Source organism: Pseudomonas sp. GM55 (assembly GCF_000282395.1).
Classification (GTDB): domain Bacteria; phylum Pseudomonadota; class Gammaproteobacteria; order Pseudomonadales; family Pseudomonadaceae; genus Aquipseudomonas; species Aquipseudomonas fluorescens_CC.
Genome location: NZ_AKJJ01000072.1, coordinates 1 through 14,305, shown reverse-complemented (window position 1 = coordinate 14,305; position 14,305 = coordinate 1). Strand labels below are relative to the sequence as shown.

Sequence of the window (14,305 nt, the reverse complement as noted above, 5' to 3'; positions counted from 1 at the left end):
TCAACCGGGAGAGATACACACAATGGCACTTATCAGCATGCGCCAGATGCTGGACCACGCAGCCGAGTTCGGCTACGGCGTTCCAGCCTTCAACGTCAACAACCTTGAGCAGATGCGCGCCATCATGGAAGCCGCTGACAAGACCGACTCCCCGGTGATCGTCCAGGCTTCGGCTGGTGCTCGCAAATACGCCGGTGCACCGTTCCTGCGTCACCTGATCCTGGCAGCCATCGAAGAGTTCCCGCACATCCCGGTGTGCATGCACCAGGACCACGGCACCAGCCCTGACGTCTGCCAGCGCTCCATTCAACTGGGCTTCAGCTCGGTGATGATGGACGGTTCCCTGGGTGAAGACGGCAAGACTCCGACCGACTACGACTACAACGTCCGTGTTACCCAGCAGACCGTGGCCATGGCTCACGCCTGTGGTGTTTCGGTAGAAGGCGAGCTGGGCTGCCTGGGTTCGCTGGAAACCGGCATGGCCGGTGAAGAAGACGGCATCGGCGCCGAAGGCGTTCTGGATCACAGCCAGATGCTGACCGACCCGGAAGAAGCCGCCGACTTCGTAAAACGCACCCAGGTGGACGCCCTGGCTATCGCCATCGGCACCAGCCACGGCGCCTACAAGTTCACCAAGCCGCCTACCGGCGACGTGCTGGCGATCGACCGCATCAAGGAAATCCACAAGCGCATTCCGAACACTCACCTGGTGATGCACGGTTCGTCTTCGGTTCCACAAGAGTGGCTGGCGATCATCAACCAGTACGGCGGCGACATCAAGGAAACCTACGGCGTACCGGTTGAAGAAATCGTCGAAGGTATCAAGCACGGCGTGCGCAAGGTCAACATCGACACCGACCTGCGTCTGGCGTCCACTGGTGCGATGCGTCGCCTGATGGCCACCAACCCGAGCGAGTTCGACCCGCGCAAATTTTTCGGTGCCACCGTGACCGCCATGCGCGATGTGTGCATCGCTCGCTACGAAGCCTTCGGTACTGCCGGCAACGCTTCGAAGATCAAGCCGATCTCGCTGGAAGGCATGTATCAGCGTTATCTGAAGGGTGAGTTGAACGCCAAGGTTAACTAAGACTTGAGCGTATAAGTCGCAGGAAAACCCGCCAGCAGGCGGGTTTTTTTATACCTGACAGATGCCATGTTGGGATTGGCAGAAATAGCAGTTGTTAAGAGGAATTGTTTGAGAAATTACGTCGAATGGAACTGGCAAATAAATATATAAACAAACAAAGTTATTATAAAAGAATATAACTGGCTGTCAGATATGACAGTTGTTTGAGCAGTCATGCCCGCGCACTCTCTAGCTTCATTTAACTGCTGAGGCTAAAGCAATGACTGATCAACAGAAGGAAGATGGACAGAAAAGAGCTTTTATTACACTGAAATCTACTGTGGTTCATAAGTTTTATGGAACGACTGGTGAGTTGAAGAGAGAGGATTATGGTAGTCCCGTGGAAGATTCATTTTTTTTGAGAGTTAGTGGCGATTTCGTGTTCGAAAATAATAATGGTCAAGTTGAAACGCACAACGTTTATTGGGCTGTTCGCGCACCTTCGAACCTTGATATCAATGTCGAGCATAATATCGGAGAAGGTCAAGATCAGATAACTACTCAATTTGAATTTGATAAAGTGCAATCACCCAAGAAAGTTGTAGGGTTTTTGCTCTTCACCAAAAACGGCGCCTATCCAGTAGGCCGTTTCAAGGCGGCTTTGGAGGACGCGGGTTCTGTGGAAGGTGAGTTTGTGTACGAGGATGTACCCGTTTAACCCGAGTGGCAAAAAGTGTTGTGAGGCTGCACCCACAAACTTTATTCAGGCAGGGGCAGTCCGGTGATTGCCCCTTTTTTTGTAATAGATCGGTTGATTTGAAGCAAAGAAAACTCACGGAAGTAAAATCAAGTTACTTATCGTGATCAATGTCCAGTTTACTGAACGTCACCTTCCCACCCTCACTGGTGTACCCGGTGTTGTCCTGCACATAGACCCCGGCCTTGAAGTACAGCGGTTTTTCGCGCCAGGTTGTGCTGATCTGCGTATCCCATTGATAGCCGGCCGCGCTGATGCCCAAGGCTCCACCGGGGCTGAGGTGAATGAGATAGTTGAACTGCTGATCGAGCTTCACCCCCGTCGCCACGACGATCACCCGGCCCACATCGTCATCGGGATGCATCCGGACTTTGGCGACGATGTTGCCGGTGGCTGTACCTGTCTTGTATTGGTATTCGACCTTCACCAGCGGTTTCTGGCTTTGATAGGCATGGATCTGGCCGATGACGATTTTCCCGGAGCTCGGCACCTGGTTAACGGCCAGCGTGGCATGCAACAAGTTGTCGGCGTCCGGGTAATACCAGTTTTTCAGTGTGCCATTGCTGTAGGTTTCACGCAGTTCGGTGCGCGGGTAAATCGCGTTTTCGGTACGGGAACCGGTCACGGGCGCCCAGAAAAACAATGTTCCGGTGTCGGAATGGAAGTATTGATCCTTGAAGCCATCCACCAGCTTGGAGGTTTCGACGGTGTACGGCGGGCTGCCGACGGGGACGCTGAGGTTCCAGGTTGCAAGGTCGATCATGTCGGTTCTTCCACTTGATTCATGCTGCACGGACGTGCCAGATGCTCTAGCCCGCACCTTCTGTGGCGGCCTTTATAAGCGTAGCGGGAGATTTTGTTAATGCCTGTCTGACGGGTGGTTGACGTCAACATCCTGTCGAAACGCCATATTTCCCGATTTCCATCGCCTGAACCATCGACCGTTAGTCGGTAAAAAGACACTATGATTAAATGATGGCTCACTGACACCTTCTGCTTTTACAGAACCCGGTCTAGAGTGAAAGCACAGTATTTGTCCGGTTTTCACGAGAAGCCGGTCTGACGCCCCGCAATTAGAGAAGCAGCATGGAATGCGCGCAACCCACGCCAATAGAAGGCAGCTCAACCCTCTTAGTCGTCGACGATTACCCTGAAAATCTGATCAGCATGCGCGCGTTGTTACAGCGCCAGGACTGGCGGGTCATTACTGCCGCCTCGGGTTTCGAGGCCCTCGGCTTGTTGCTTGAACACGATATCGACCTGGTGGTGCTGGATGTGCAGATGCCGGGCATGGACGGTTATGAAGTGGCGCGCCTGATGCGCGGTAGCCAGCGAACCCGTCTCACACCGATCATTTTCCTGACCGCCAACGAACAGTCCCTGGACGCGGTGATCAAGGGCTATGCCAGCGGTGCGGTGGATTACATGTTCAAGCCGTTCGACCCACAGGTCTTCACGCCCAAGGTTCAGGCATTGCTCGAACACCAGCGAAACCGCCGGGCCTTGCAGCGCCTGAGTCATGATCTGGAATCCGCTCGTGCCTTTAATGCGTCGGTGCTCGATAACGCTGCCGAAGGCATTCTGGTATTGGGTGAGGACGGCCTGATTCGCTTTGCCAATCCGGCGATGTCGCGGTTGCTCAATGCCACGGTGCAGGAACTGCAAGGCAAGGAGTTTCTGGACTACCTGCAAAAACCGCATATCCCGATCTGGGCCGACTCCGAGTTGCTGGCCGGATACAAACGCGGTGAAACCCTGCGCCTGCACGATGCCCTGTTGCGTACGGCCCCCGGCCAGCAGGTGCCGGTGGCCTTGTCCTGCGCACCATTGCCTGCCGAGCAACATGCGATGGTAGTGACCGTGCTGGACATGTCGGTGGTGCGTCATCTGCACCAGCAGCTGGAATTTCAGGCGGTCACCGACCCGCTGACCGGATTGCTCAACCGCCGGGGTTTCTACCAGACCGTAGAGAACCTGCTGTTGCGCGGTGAGCGTTCCGACAGTGCCTGGGTCTTGATGTACCTGGACCTCGACGGCTTCAAGCGCGTCAATGATTCGCTCGGGCACGATGCCGGCGATCGGGTGCTGCGTTGGGTCTCCGAGCAGTTGAAGGCCTGCTTGCGGCCCTTCGACATTCTGGCGCGGATGGGCGGCGACGAATTCACCGCGCTGCTGGATCTGGAGTTCCCCGAGCAGGCGGCGAAAATTGCCGAGAAGCTCATCGAGCGAGTGTCGATCTGTCAGCAGGTCGACGGCCTCGATATCGCCCTGGGTGCCAGCATCGGCATCACCACATTTCCTGATTGTGGCGCCAATCTCGACGGGATGCTGCGCGCGGCTGACATCGCCATGTACGAAGCCAAGCGTGCCGGTCGCCAGCAATATCGCTTCTACGATCACGATATGAACGGCCGGGCGCGCTCGCGGTTGATGCTGGAAGAAAGTGTGCGCACAGCCATCGAGAACCGGGATTTCAATCTGGTGTATCAGCCTCAGGTTGCGATTGCCGACGGGCGGATTCGTGGTTTCGAAGCCTTGTTGCGCTGGCAGCATCCGAGTGTTGGCGATGTCCCCCCAGGGCTGTTTTTGCCACTGCTGGAAGAGGCGCGGCTGATCAGTCGTCTGGGCAGCTGGATCTACCATCGCAGCGCCGGGCAACGCAAAGCCTGGGAGTCCTTGTTTACCGAGGACCTGGTGCTCGGCGTCAGTTTGAGCAGTACCCAGTTCGGCATGCCCAACCTGGTCACTGAGTTGCGCCAGGTACTGGAGCGCCATGGTTTGCAACCGCATCATCTGGAAGTCGAGGTCACGGAAGAGGCCTTGATGCACAACCCCGAAGAAACCCGCAAGCAATTGCGCCTGCTGCACAATCTGGGCGTACGCGTGGCATTGGATGACTTCGGGGCCGGACCGTGTTCCCTGTCGCACTTGCGCGACCTGGCGCTGGATACCCTCAAGATCGACCGGCATCTGATCGCCCGGTTGCCGGAGTCGGTACGGGATGCGGCGCTGGTACGCAGTGTGATCGACCTGTGCAGACAGTTCGGGATGCTGGTGATTGCCGAAGGGGTGGAAACCGTCGCGCAGTATGAATGGCTGAAGGCCAACGGCTGTGAATATGTGCAGGGCTTCCTGGTGGCCCGGCCGATGATGGCCGAAGACACCGGACGGTTTGTCCAGCCGTTTGACTGGAGCGCGCTGCCTTGCTGAATTCGCTACACTGGCGACCTTTTAGTGATGTGTATTGCCGCCCCGATGACCGTGTTGAAATATCTCCAGGCCTATCCTGCTACCTTGCAGGCTCAGGTGCGCCAGCTGATCGCCGACGGTCGGCTGGGCGATTACCTGAGCCAGCGTTACCCGCAAAAGCACGGGGTGCAGAGCGACAAGGCGCTGTACACCTATGCCCTGGAGCTCAAGCAGGAGTACCTGCGTAATGCTCCGGCCATCGACAAGGTGCTGTTCGACAACCGCCTGGACCTGACCCACCGTGCCCTCGGCCTGCACACCACGATCTCCCGGGTGCAAGGCGGCAAGCTCAAGGCCAAGAAGGAAATTCGCATCGCTTCGCTGTTCAAGGACGCGCCGTCCGAGTTCCTGAAAATGATCGTGGTGCATGAACTGGCGCACTTCAAGGAATCGGACCACAACAAGGCCTTCTACAAACTGTGCGAGCACATGCTGCCGGGTTATCACCAGGTGGAATTCGATGTGCGGGTGTACCTGACCTGGCGGGATTTGCCGGCACCTGCCGGCGCGTAGTAGCTGCCGCAGGCTCGGGCCGCGGCCGGACGATTTTTCAGGAGCGTTGGATGGACGTAAGCAAGACCAAGAGCAGCTTCTATCGCCGGTTGTATGTGGCGTACCTGATCGACAGCGGGCTGGCCAGCAACGTCCCGGCGCTGACCGACGTCACCGGCATGCCCCGGCGCACGGCACAGGACACCATCGCGGCGTTGGCGGATCTGGATATCATTTGTGAATTCGAGCAGGAAGAGGGCGCGCGCAACCATGCGGGACGCTACCGGATTCGCGAGTGGGGTGCGATCGATCGCGGGTGGATCGAGCGTAACCTGCGGCAGATCAAGGCGATCTTGGAGTATCCCTGAGATTTGCGGCATCAGTGCTGACGTCTTCGCTGGCAAGCCAGCTCCTGCAGGATTCACACAATCCCTGTAGGAGCTGGCTTGCCAGCGAAGGGGCTATCCGGAACGACGCATCCCGATGTGTGGAATGCCATCCTCCACATATTCCTCACCCGCCACGACAAACCCGTACCGCCCGTAATACCCCTGCAAGTGCGCTTGGGCCGAGAGGTAGACCGGCAGGCCGGGCCAGTATTTCTCGATCTGTTTGAGTGCCTGTTCCATCAACTCATGCCCCAACCCGGCGCCGCGTGCTTGCGGGGCGATGATCACCCGCCCGATCACCACGTCGCCGCCCTGTGACTGCGGGTCAAGCAGCCGCAGGTAGGCCACCAGCCGGTTACCGTCCCAGGCCATCACGTGGCAGGTGTCACCTTCCAGATCCTGGCCATCGATATCCTGGTAAACGCATTTCTGTTCGACGACGAACACCTCGGCGCGCAGCTGCAAAATGGCGTACAACTGCTCCTTGCCCAGGTCGCTGTGGTGTTTGCAGATCCAGTCGACTGTCATGTTTTGATTCCCTGAAAACGTCGTTCCGATACTAAGCGCACTTACGCCAGAAGTCTTTATGGCGGAAGAATCTGTGACATGGACCAAAATGCCATCATTCATTTCTCGCGCGGATGTCTTCTTTGTGTAATCTGGATCGAAGCGCTGTGCTATGGCTTCGATGAGCTAATGTTTAACACCCGGGTCTTGCCGGTACGGGGCCTTGGGGTTTTGGCTGAAAACACGCCGGGCAATCCGCCCGCTAAGGATTTTCTAGCATGCCGCGATTGCATCGAGCTTTTGCCTTGATTGGATTGCTGTTGCTGGTTCAGGGAGCGGCGGCAGAAAAACTGCGGTTGGTCGCTGATGCCTGGCCCCCCTTTACGGATTCCACGCTCGTCAACGGTGGTCTGGCCACGGACATTGTCAGTACCGCGCTCGCCAGGGCCGGCTATGCCAGTGAGTTCGAACAGGTGCCCTGGGCACGGGCCTTGATGGGATTGGGCGAGGGCCGATACGACGTGCTGGTCAACGCCTGGTACAACGACGAGCGTACAAGACTCGGCCAGTTTTCCGGCGAGTACCTGCTCAATCGCGTACGCTTTCTCAAGCGCAAAGACGTGCCCATCGAGTTCAACAACCTGCAGCAATTGCACACGTATCCGATTGCCATCGTGCGCGGTTACGCCTATTCGCCAGAGTTCGACAAGGACGACTCATTGCAGAAAGTCCCGGTTCACAGCTTCGCCATGGCCGTGCGCATGGTCGCGGCCGACCGGGTCAAACTGACGCTGGAAGATGAGTACGTTGCCCGTTACTACCTGGCCCGCGAGTCACCCAAGGTACGCAACGCCGTGGAATTCCTGCCCAAGGCTTTGAGCGCGAACAGCCTGCACATTCTGGTCAGCCTGAAGAATCCGCAGCATGAGCAGATCGTCGCCGGTTTCGACCGCGAGATCGCGGCCATGAAGGCGGACGGGAGTTATGACAAGTTGATGCGGCAGCATGGGATGTGAGTGAACTGATCCGGATTCTGTGCTGTTGCTGATGGCCTCTTCGCGGGCAAGCCCGCTCCCACAGTGGGCGAAGGCGAACACAAAACTTGTGACCACCAGATAACCCTGTGGGAGCGGGCTTGCCCGCGAAGAGGCCCGCTCAGACAGCGGAATCCTCACTGGTGTCCTTGATCAGATGCGCCGCCAGTGTCCGCAACGGCCCGAGCTGACGGCAAATCAGTGCCAGTTGCGTCTGCACCAGCCGCTGGCCCTCATCGATTTCATCGGGCATCTGTTCCAGTTCATTGGCCAGTGCTTCTTCGTCATCGCTCTGAATCGCTATCGAAGACTTGCTCGCCAGCCCTTGGGCGATCTCGTCGATGCTGGCGGCGAGTTTCACTCCGGCCCCCTCGATCAAGTGCTCATGCACGTCCGCCGGCAGTTGGGTTTCACGGTGCGCGCCCAGGCCCGACAGATAACTGAGTAGCGTGTGCGACAGCACCAGGAAGCGAAACCCCACATCCGCCTCCTTTCGGAAATGCCCAGGCTCCATCAGCATGTTGGCCAGTGTGGTCGACAGCGCCGCGTCGGCGTTGTGCGCGTTGCGGCGGGCCAGGCGGTAGGCCAGGTCGTCGCTTTTGCCTGCCGCGTATTGCTGCATGATCTGGCGCAGGTAAATGCTGTTGCAGGCCAGGGTGTTGGCCAGCACTTTGTTCAGGCGTCGCCCCTGCCAGTCCGGCAGGAACAGGAACACCGCCAGCCCGGCGATCAGGCTGCCGAGCAAGGTATCGAACAAGCGTGGCAGGAACAGCCCGTAACCGTCACCCACCTGGTTGAAGCAGAACAGCACCATCAAGGTGATTGCCGCCGTCGCCAGGGTGTAGCGGGTGGTGCGGTTGGTAAAGAACACCACCCCGGCGGCAATGGCGAAACACGACTGGATCAGCGGGTTCGGGAACAGGTCGAACAGCGCCCAGGCCAGGGTCAGGCCGATGGCGGTGCCGATGATCCGTTGACCGAGTTTGCGCCGGGTGGCGCCGTAGTTCGGTTGGCAGACGAACAGCGTAGTGAGGATGATCCAGTAGCCTTGGGACGGGTGAATCAAATGCACCATGGCGTAGCCGATGCTCAGCGCCAGGGGCAATCGCAGGGCATGGCGGAACAGCAGCGAAGTCGGCGTCAGCTGCGTGCGCAAGCGCAGCCACACGTCCTTGAGATTGCGTGGTGAACGGTCAAGCAGGCTGCTGTCGGTGGCGTCGGCCAGGGCGTCAGGGTTGCTCGCATCGCTGAGCAAGCGGTCGAGGGTGCCGAGGTTGGCCGCCAGTGCCCGCAGTGAACGCAGCAAGCCGCGCCAGGCCGGGTTGCTCTGGATGCGCAGGTGTTCGAGGGAGGCATCCAGGTCGTTCAGGGCTTCGGCGAAACCGGCGTCATAGGTGAACGGCTGGCGCATCTGGATCGATTCGGCCAGGGCCCGGCAGGCCTTGCCTTGCTGGCGCAACAGGCGCTGGCAGCGGAACAGCACGTCACTGTGGAAGAAAGCCTCGGCCAGGGCGTTGTAAGGGTAGTGCGAAGAACTGGCGCGTTCGTGGATGTCCTGGGCGAGGAAGTACAGTTTCAGGTAGCGGCTGACTTTCGACCCCGGTCGGCCGTTACCGACCCGGTGCAGGATGATCTCCTTGGCGGCGTTCAGCGCCGCGACCACCCGGCCGTTCTGCTGGGCCAGTTCCAGGCGCCGCGCCTCCACATCCATCTGCCGGACCGGCTCGAACAGCGAGGATTTCAACTTCAGGTAAAAGCCCAGTTCGCGGAACAGCCGCGCCAGGCTCTGCTGCACTGGCTGATTGGAAAACAGCGCCTGCCACAACACCGAGAGCAGGCCGTACCAGGCCGCACCGGCCACCAGCAGCACCGGCTCATGCCAGACGTCGGTGACCGCACCGCCACGCTGGTCCACGCCGATCATGGTATAGACCGACAGAATCAACGTCGCCGAGGCAATCGCGCCATAGCGCTCGCCGAGGGCGCCGAGCATGGTCAGGCAGAACGCGGCCAGGGCGAAGGCGATGATAAACAGCGAGGGGTAGGGGAAGAGCAGTTCGACAGACAGGGCGGCAACGGCGAAACACACCAGCGTCACGGCCAGCGCGTTGAGGCGGCCCTGCCAGCTGTCGTCGGTCTCGGCGAGGGCGCTGGCAATAATCCCCAGGAACAACGGGATCAGCAGGCCCATTTCGTCCTGATACCAGCACAACGCCATGGTGCCGGTCAGGGCAATGAATACCCGCACGCTGTAGCTGAATTTATCCAGCGCCCAAAGGCGACGCAGAGACTGGCGGAACGAAGTCGATGACATGAAATGCGAAGGCCTTCCGAGGCAATGACGCTAAATTGAGCCACTAATGACGCCGACGCAATGGCGCCGATCACATCAGACAGCAAAATCTGTTCCTTCCTTGTTCTAAGAGCCGGCCTGCTGGCACACGATGCAATTCGGTGAGTCAGATAAATTGCTTTCGCTGGCAAGCCAGCTCCTACAGGTCCAGCGCAATTCTGTAGGAGCTGGCTTGCCAGCGAAGAACGATAACGCGGTGCGTCAGACGTACTGCGCAGCCGCGTACCCCGACGCCCAGGCCCACTGGAAGTTGAACCCGCCCAGATGCCCGGTCACGTCGAGCACTTCGCCGATGAAGTACAGCCCCGGGCTTTTCAGTGATTCCATGGTCTTGGACGACACTTCATTGGTATTGACGCCGCCCAGGGTCACCTCGGCGGTGCGATAGCCTTCGGTGCCCGCCGGCACGACTTTCCAGCTCGCCAGTTTTTCCGCGATATCGGCCAGTTCGGCGTGGGTGTACTGCTTCATCGGTTTGGAGACGAACCAGTTGTCCGCCAGCAGGTTGGCCATCTTCTTGGTGAAAACTTCCCCGAGCAGGGTTTTCAACTCGCTGTTGGGGCGTTCGGCCTGTTGCTGTTGCAGCCAGTCCGGCACGTCGTGATCCGGCATCAGGTTGATCTCGACGGTATCGCCGGACTCCCAGAACGAGGAAATCTGCAAAATCGCCGGGCCGCTGAGGCCGCGGTGGGTGAACAGGATGTTCTCGCGAAAGCTCTGGTCGTTGCAGCTCACCAGGCAATCCACCGAGGTACCGGACAACTCGGTGCACAACGCCTTGAGCTGATCGGTGATGGTGAACGGCACCAGGCCGGCGCGGGTCGGCAGCAGCTCGTGGCCAAACTGCCTGGCTACTTGATAGCCGAAACCGGTGGCGCCCAGGGTCGGAATCGACAGGCCGCCGGTGGCGATCACTAGCGATTCGCAGGTGATCTGGCCCATTGTGGTGTCCAGCAGGTAACCCTTCTCAAGCCTCTCGATGGTCTGGATCGAGGTGTCCAGGTGCAGGCTGACGCCGACCTGATCGCACTCGTCGAGCAGCATGTCGAGGATGTCGCTGGATTTGTTATCGCAGAACAACTGGCCGAGTTTTTTCTCGTGATACGGCACGCCGTGCTTGGCCACCATGCCGATGAAATCCCACTGGGTGTAACGGGCCAGGGCGGATTTGCAGAAATGCGCATTCTGCGAGAGGAAATTGCCCGGCTCGGTGTACATGTTGGTGAAATTGCAGCGGCCACCGCCCGACATCAGGATTTTCTTGCCGGCCTTGTTGGCATGGTCGAGCAGCAACACCTTGCGCCCGCGCCCGGCGGCGGTCAATGCACACATCAACCCTGCGGCGCCAGCGCCAATGATCACGACTTCGGTAGAGCGCAAAACGGTGTCCTCACACAAATTCCACTACAGGCACAATCCCTGTAGGAGCTGGCTTGCCAGCGAATTGAGCAGCGCGGTGTGCCAGGCACGCCGCCTTCGCCGGCAAGCCGGCTCCTACACAGTGACTGTTTATAAAATGCGAACGCGCAACGAACGGCCCTTGATCTTGCCGTCGTTCAGGCGCTGCAAGGCCTGCTTGGCGACGCCGCGCTCCACGGCCACGTAGGCCTGGAAGTCGAAAATCGCGATCTTGCCGACCTGGGCACCGGGGATGCCGGCGTCACCGGTCAGTGCGCCAAGAATATCGCCCGGACGAACCTTGTCCTTGCGGCCGGCAGCGATGCACAGGGTGCTCATCTGCGGCAGCAGCGGGCCGCCGCCTTTGGAGGTGAGGTTGTCCACCTGATCCCAGGTCAACGGCGTCTTCTGCAATTGTTCGATGGCTTGTGCACGCTGCGCTTCGGACGGCGCGACCAGGCTGATGGCCAGGCCTTTCTCACCGGCACGACCGGTACGGCCCACGCGGTGAATGTGGATTTCCGAATCACGGGCCAGCTCGACGTTGATCACCATGTCCAGCGAGTCGATGTCGAGGCCGCGGGCGGCGACGTCGGTGGCGACCAGTACCGACGTACTGCGGTTGGCGAACATCGCCAGCACCTGATCGCGGTCACGCTGTTCCAGATCGCCGTGCAGGCCGACGGCGGAGATGCCTTTGGCGGTCAGGTGATCGACAGTTTCCTGAACTTGTTGCTTGGTGAAGCAGAACGCCACGCAGGATGCCGGGCGGAAGTGGCCAAGCACCTTGGTCACCGCGCTCATGCGGTCATCCGGGGAAATCTCGTAGAAACGCTGCTCGATCTGCGTGTCGTCGTGGAACGCTTCGGCCTTCACCTGCTGCGGATTGCGCATGAACTTCGAGGCCAGCTGCTTGATGCCGACCGGGTAGGTGGCGGAGAACAGCAGGGTCTGGCGACGTTCCGGGGCCTGCATGATGATTTCTTCGATGGAGTCGTAGAAACCCATGTCGAGCATGCGGTCGGCTTCGTCGAGGATCAGGGTGTTGAGGCCGTGGAGTACCAGCGAGCCCTTGCGCAGGTGCTGCTGGATGCGCCCCGGGGTGCCGACGATGATGTGCGCGCCGTGTTCCAGCGAAGCGATCTGCGGGCCGAGGGATACGCCGCCGCACAGGGTCAGGACCTTGATGTTGTCTTCGGCACGGGCCAGGCGACGGATTTCCTTGGCGACCTGGTCGGCCAGCTCGCGGGTCGGGCACAGGATCAGCGCCTGGCAACCGAAGTAGCGCGGATTGATCGGGTTCAGCAGGCCGATGCCGAACGCGGCAGTCTTGCCGCTGCCGGTCTTGGCCTGGGCGATCAGGTCCATCCCCTTGAGAATCACCGGCAAGCTTTGCGCCTGGATCGGCGTCATCTGGGCATAACCGAGGGAGTCGAGGTTAGCCAGCATGGCGGCGGACAGCGGCAAAGTATTAAATTCGGTGGCGATGGTGGTCACGGGACTGGCCTGCAAAACAAAATGTCGCGCAGTGTACCAGCCCGGTGGCCATTCGCCCTAAGGTTCGATGTGCTGTTCCGGACGTTTGACACGCCGTCCGTCTTGCTTTGAGAGCTGGGAAAAGATAGTTGCAGCCAACATTGCCATGATTCCGACGGTCACAAAGGTCAGCTGAAATGCACCCAGGACCGTGTCTACACCGTCGTTTCCGATCTCCGCCGTGAACCCGCCTAGCAGCGCACCCGCACACGCAACCCCCAGGCTCAGGGACAATTGCGCGACCACCGACAGCAGGCTGTTACCGCTGCTGGCGCTGGCGTCGTCGAGGTCGATCAGGGTCACGGTGTTCATCGCGGTGAACTGCAAGGAGTTGATCGCGCCAAGGATCGCCAGCAGGCACAGCAGCAGCCAGTACGGCGTCTGCTCGCTGACCAGGCCCATGGCGGCCAGCATGATCCCCAGCGCCAGGGTGTTGCCGGTGAGCACGATGCGGTAGCCCAGACGCTCGATCAGTGGCCGCGCCACCCACTTGGCGATCATCGCCGCCGCCGCCAGCGGCAGCATGCTCATCCCGGCCTGGGACGGCGAGTAACCCAGTGCCACTTGCAGCAACAACGGCACCAGAAAGGGCAGGGCGCCGCTGCCGAGGCGGGCGAACAGGTTGCCAAGAATGCCCACGGCAAAGGTCCGGGTCTTGAACAGCGACGGCGCAAACAACGGGTTCTCGATATGCCCGGCGCGCAGCCAGTACGCCGCCAGGCAAGCCATGCCGCCAAACAGCAGCAACATCACCCGCAGGTGCGGCAGGTGCAATTCGCCCAGGCCTTCCATGGCGATGGTGATCAGAATCATCGCCGCACCGAACAACACGAAGCCCAGGCTATCGAAACGGGTGCGCTCAGAACCGCGCAGGTCCGGGATGAATTTCCACACGGCGTAGCAACCGACCAGCCCCACTGGCAGGTTGATCAGGAAGATCCAGTGCCAGGTCAGGTATTGCACCATCCAGCCGCCCATGGTTGGGCCGATCAAGGGGCCGAGCAGCCCGGGAATGGTGATGAAGCCCATGATCCGCACCAGCTCCGAGCGCGGGTAAGCGCGCAACACCACCAGCCGCCCGACCGGCAGCATCAGAGCACCGCCCAGCCCTTGAATCACCCGCGCGCCGATCAGCATGCTCAGGCTGCTCGACAGTGCGCAGAGTAGCGAGCCGAGACTGAACAGCAGGATTGCGTTGAAGAAGATCTTCCTGGTGCCAAAACGGTCGGCGATCCAGCCCGAAGCGGGAATCAGCAAGGCGACCGTGAGCATGTAGGCGATGATCACACCCTGCATGCGCAATGGGTCTTCGGCCAGGTCGCGAGCCATGGCCGGCAGGGCAGTGTTGAGAATCGTCCCGTCGAGGGACTGCATGAAAAACGCGATGGCGACGACCCACGGCACCCAGCGGGCGGTGACAGCGTCGAGAGGCGGGCGGTTGGGCATTGGACCTCTATTGTAGGAGCTGGCTTGCCAGCGAAGCTTTTGGCGGCCTTGATGGCCCATTCGCTGGCAAGCCAGCTC

The 14,305-nt window shown here is 59.7% G+C and carries 13 protein-coding genes; 7 read left to right on the top strand and 6 right to left on the bottom strand.

Features of this window, described 5'->3' with window-relative positions; all coding sequences use genetic code 11:
* Positions 1 to 22 precede the first annotated feature (22 nt).
* Together fba and PMI31_RS19015 are read left to right on the top strand one after the other, a co-directional pair.
* Positions 23 to 1,087: a class II fructose-bisphosphate aldolase gene (gene fba / locus PMI31_RS19020; protein ID WP_007975467.1), complete on the top strand. Its 1,065-nt coding sequence runs from the start codon at positions 23 to 25 to the stop codon at positions 1,085 to 1,087.
* Between the two features lie 259 nt (positions 1,088 to 1,346).
* Positions 1,347 to 1,784: a hypothetical protein gene (locus PMI31_RS19015; protein ID WP_008019894.1), complete on the top strand. Its 438-nt coding sequence runs from the start codon at positions 1,347 to 1,349 to the stop codon at positions 1,782 to 1,784.
* A gap of 133 nt (positions 1,785 to 1,917) precedes the next feature.
* Here the strand turns inward: PMI31_RS19015 and PMI31_RS19010 are convergent, their stop codons facing one another.
* Entirely contained in the window at positions 1,918 to 2,586 is a 669-nt protein-coding gene (locus tag PMI31_RS19010; protein WP_008019893.1) for a polysaccharide lyase family 7 protein, read from the bottom strand.
* Between the two features lie 323 nt (positions 2,587 to 2,909).
* Between PMI31_RS19010 and PMI31_RS19005 the strand changes: the two genes are divergently transcribed.
* From PMI31_RS19005 to PMI31_RS18995, 3 genes are read left to right on the top strand one after another with little or no spacing between them, the layout of a single operon-like run.
* Positions 2,910 to 5,033 (top strand): putative bifunctional diguanylate cyclase/phosphodiesterase, encoded by a 2,124-nt coding sequence (locus tag PMI31_RS19005; protein ID WP_008019892.1) that lies wholly within the window; start codon positions 2,910 to 2,912, stop codon positions 5,031 to 5,033.
* 45 nt (positions 5,034 to 5,078) lie between these two features.
* Positions 5,079 to 5,585, top strand: coding sequence for a M48 metallopeptidase family protein (locus PMI31_RS19000; protein ID WP_043302499.1), 507 nt, complete (start codon positions 5,079 to 5,081; stop codon positions 5,583 to 5,585).
* 50 nt (positions 5,586 to 5,635) lie between these two features.
* On the top strand, positions 5,636 to 5,932 hold the full coding sequence (locus tag PMI31_RS18995; RefSeq protein WP_008019889.1) for a winged helix-turn-helix domain-containing protein: 297 nt from the start codon (positions 5,636 to 5,638) through the stop codon (positions 5,930 to 5,932).
* Positions 5,933 to 6,025: 93 nt separating this feature from the next.
* Here PMI31_RS18995 and PMI31_RS18990 read toward each other — a convergent pair whose 3' ends face one another.
* The gene (locus PMI31_RS18990; RefSeq protein ID WP_008019888.1) at positions 6,026 to 6,481 is read right to left on the bottom strand and encodes a GNAT family N-acetyltransferase; all 456 of its coding nucleotides are present in this window, start codon (positions 6,479 to 6,481) and stop codon (positions 6,026 to 6,028) included.
* A 78-nt stretch (positions 6,482 to 6,559) separates the two neighbouring features.
* On the opposite strand from PMI31_RS18990, the gene PMI31_RS30955 reads away from it, so the two are divergent.
* Both PMI31_RS30955 and PMI31_RS18985 read left to right on the top strand, forming a co-directional pair.
* On the top strand, positions 6,560 to 6,769 hold the full coding sequence (locus tag PMI31_RS30955; RefSeq protein WP_162130434.1) for a hypothetical protein: 210 nt from the start codon (positions 6,560 to 6,562) through the stop codon (positions 6,767 to 6,769).
* On the top strand, positions 6,739 to 7,476 hold the full coding sequence (locus tag PMI31_RS18985; protein WP_008019886.1) for a substrate-binding periplasmic protein: 738 nt from the start codon (positions 6,739 to 6,741) through the stop codon (positions 7,474 to 7,476). Before PMI31_RS30955 ends, PMI31_RS18985 begins: the two co-directional genes overlap by 31 nt.
* A gap of 139 nt (positions 7,477 to 7,615) precedes the next feature.
* On the opposite strand, the gene yccS is transcribed toward PMI31_RS18985, so the two are convergent.
* The 4 genes from yccS to mdtD form a co-directional block, all read right to left on the bottom strand.
* Positions 7,616 to 9,808, bottom strand: a complete 2,193-nt coding sequence (yccS, locus tag PMI31_RS18980; protein WP_008019884.1) for a YccS family putative transporter — start codon at positions 9,806 to 9,808, stop codon at positions 7,616 to 7,618.
* 240 nt (positions 9,809 to 10,048) lie between these two features.
* A complete protein-coding gene (locus PMI31_RS18975) occupies positions 10,049 to 11,227 on the bottom strand; it encodes an NAD(P)/FAD-dependent oxidoreductase (protein WP_008019883.1) in 1,179 nt (392 codons plus the stop codon).
* 129 nt (positions 11,228 to 11,356) lie between these two features.
* Complete coding sequence (gene dbpA, locus PMI31_RS18970; protein WP_230853210.1) at positions 11,357 to 12,694, bottom strand: ATP-dependent RNA helicase DbpA; 1,338 nt, start codon at positions 12,692 to 12,694, stop codon at positions 11,357 to 11,359.
* A gap of 105 nt (positions 12,695 to 12,799) precedes the next feature.
* Positions 12,800 to 14,227 carry a multidrug transporter subunit MdtD gene (gene mdtD / locus PMI31_RS18965; RefSeq protein ID WP_008019881.1) on the bottom strand — a complete coding sequence of 476 codons (1,428 nt, stop codon included), beginning with the start codon at positions 14,225 to 14,227 and terminating at the stop codon, positions 12,800 to 12,802.
* Positions 14,228 to 14,305 lie beyond the last annotated feature (78 nt).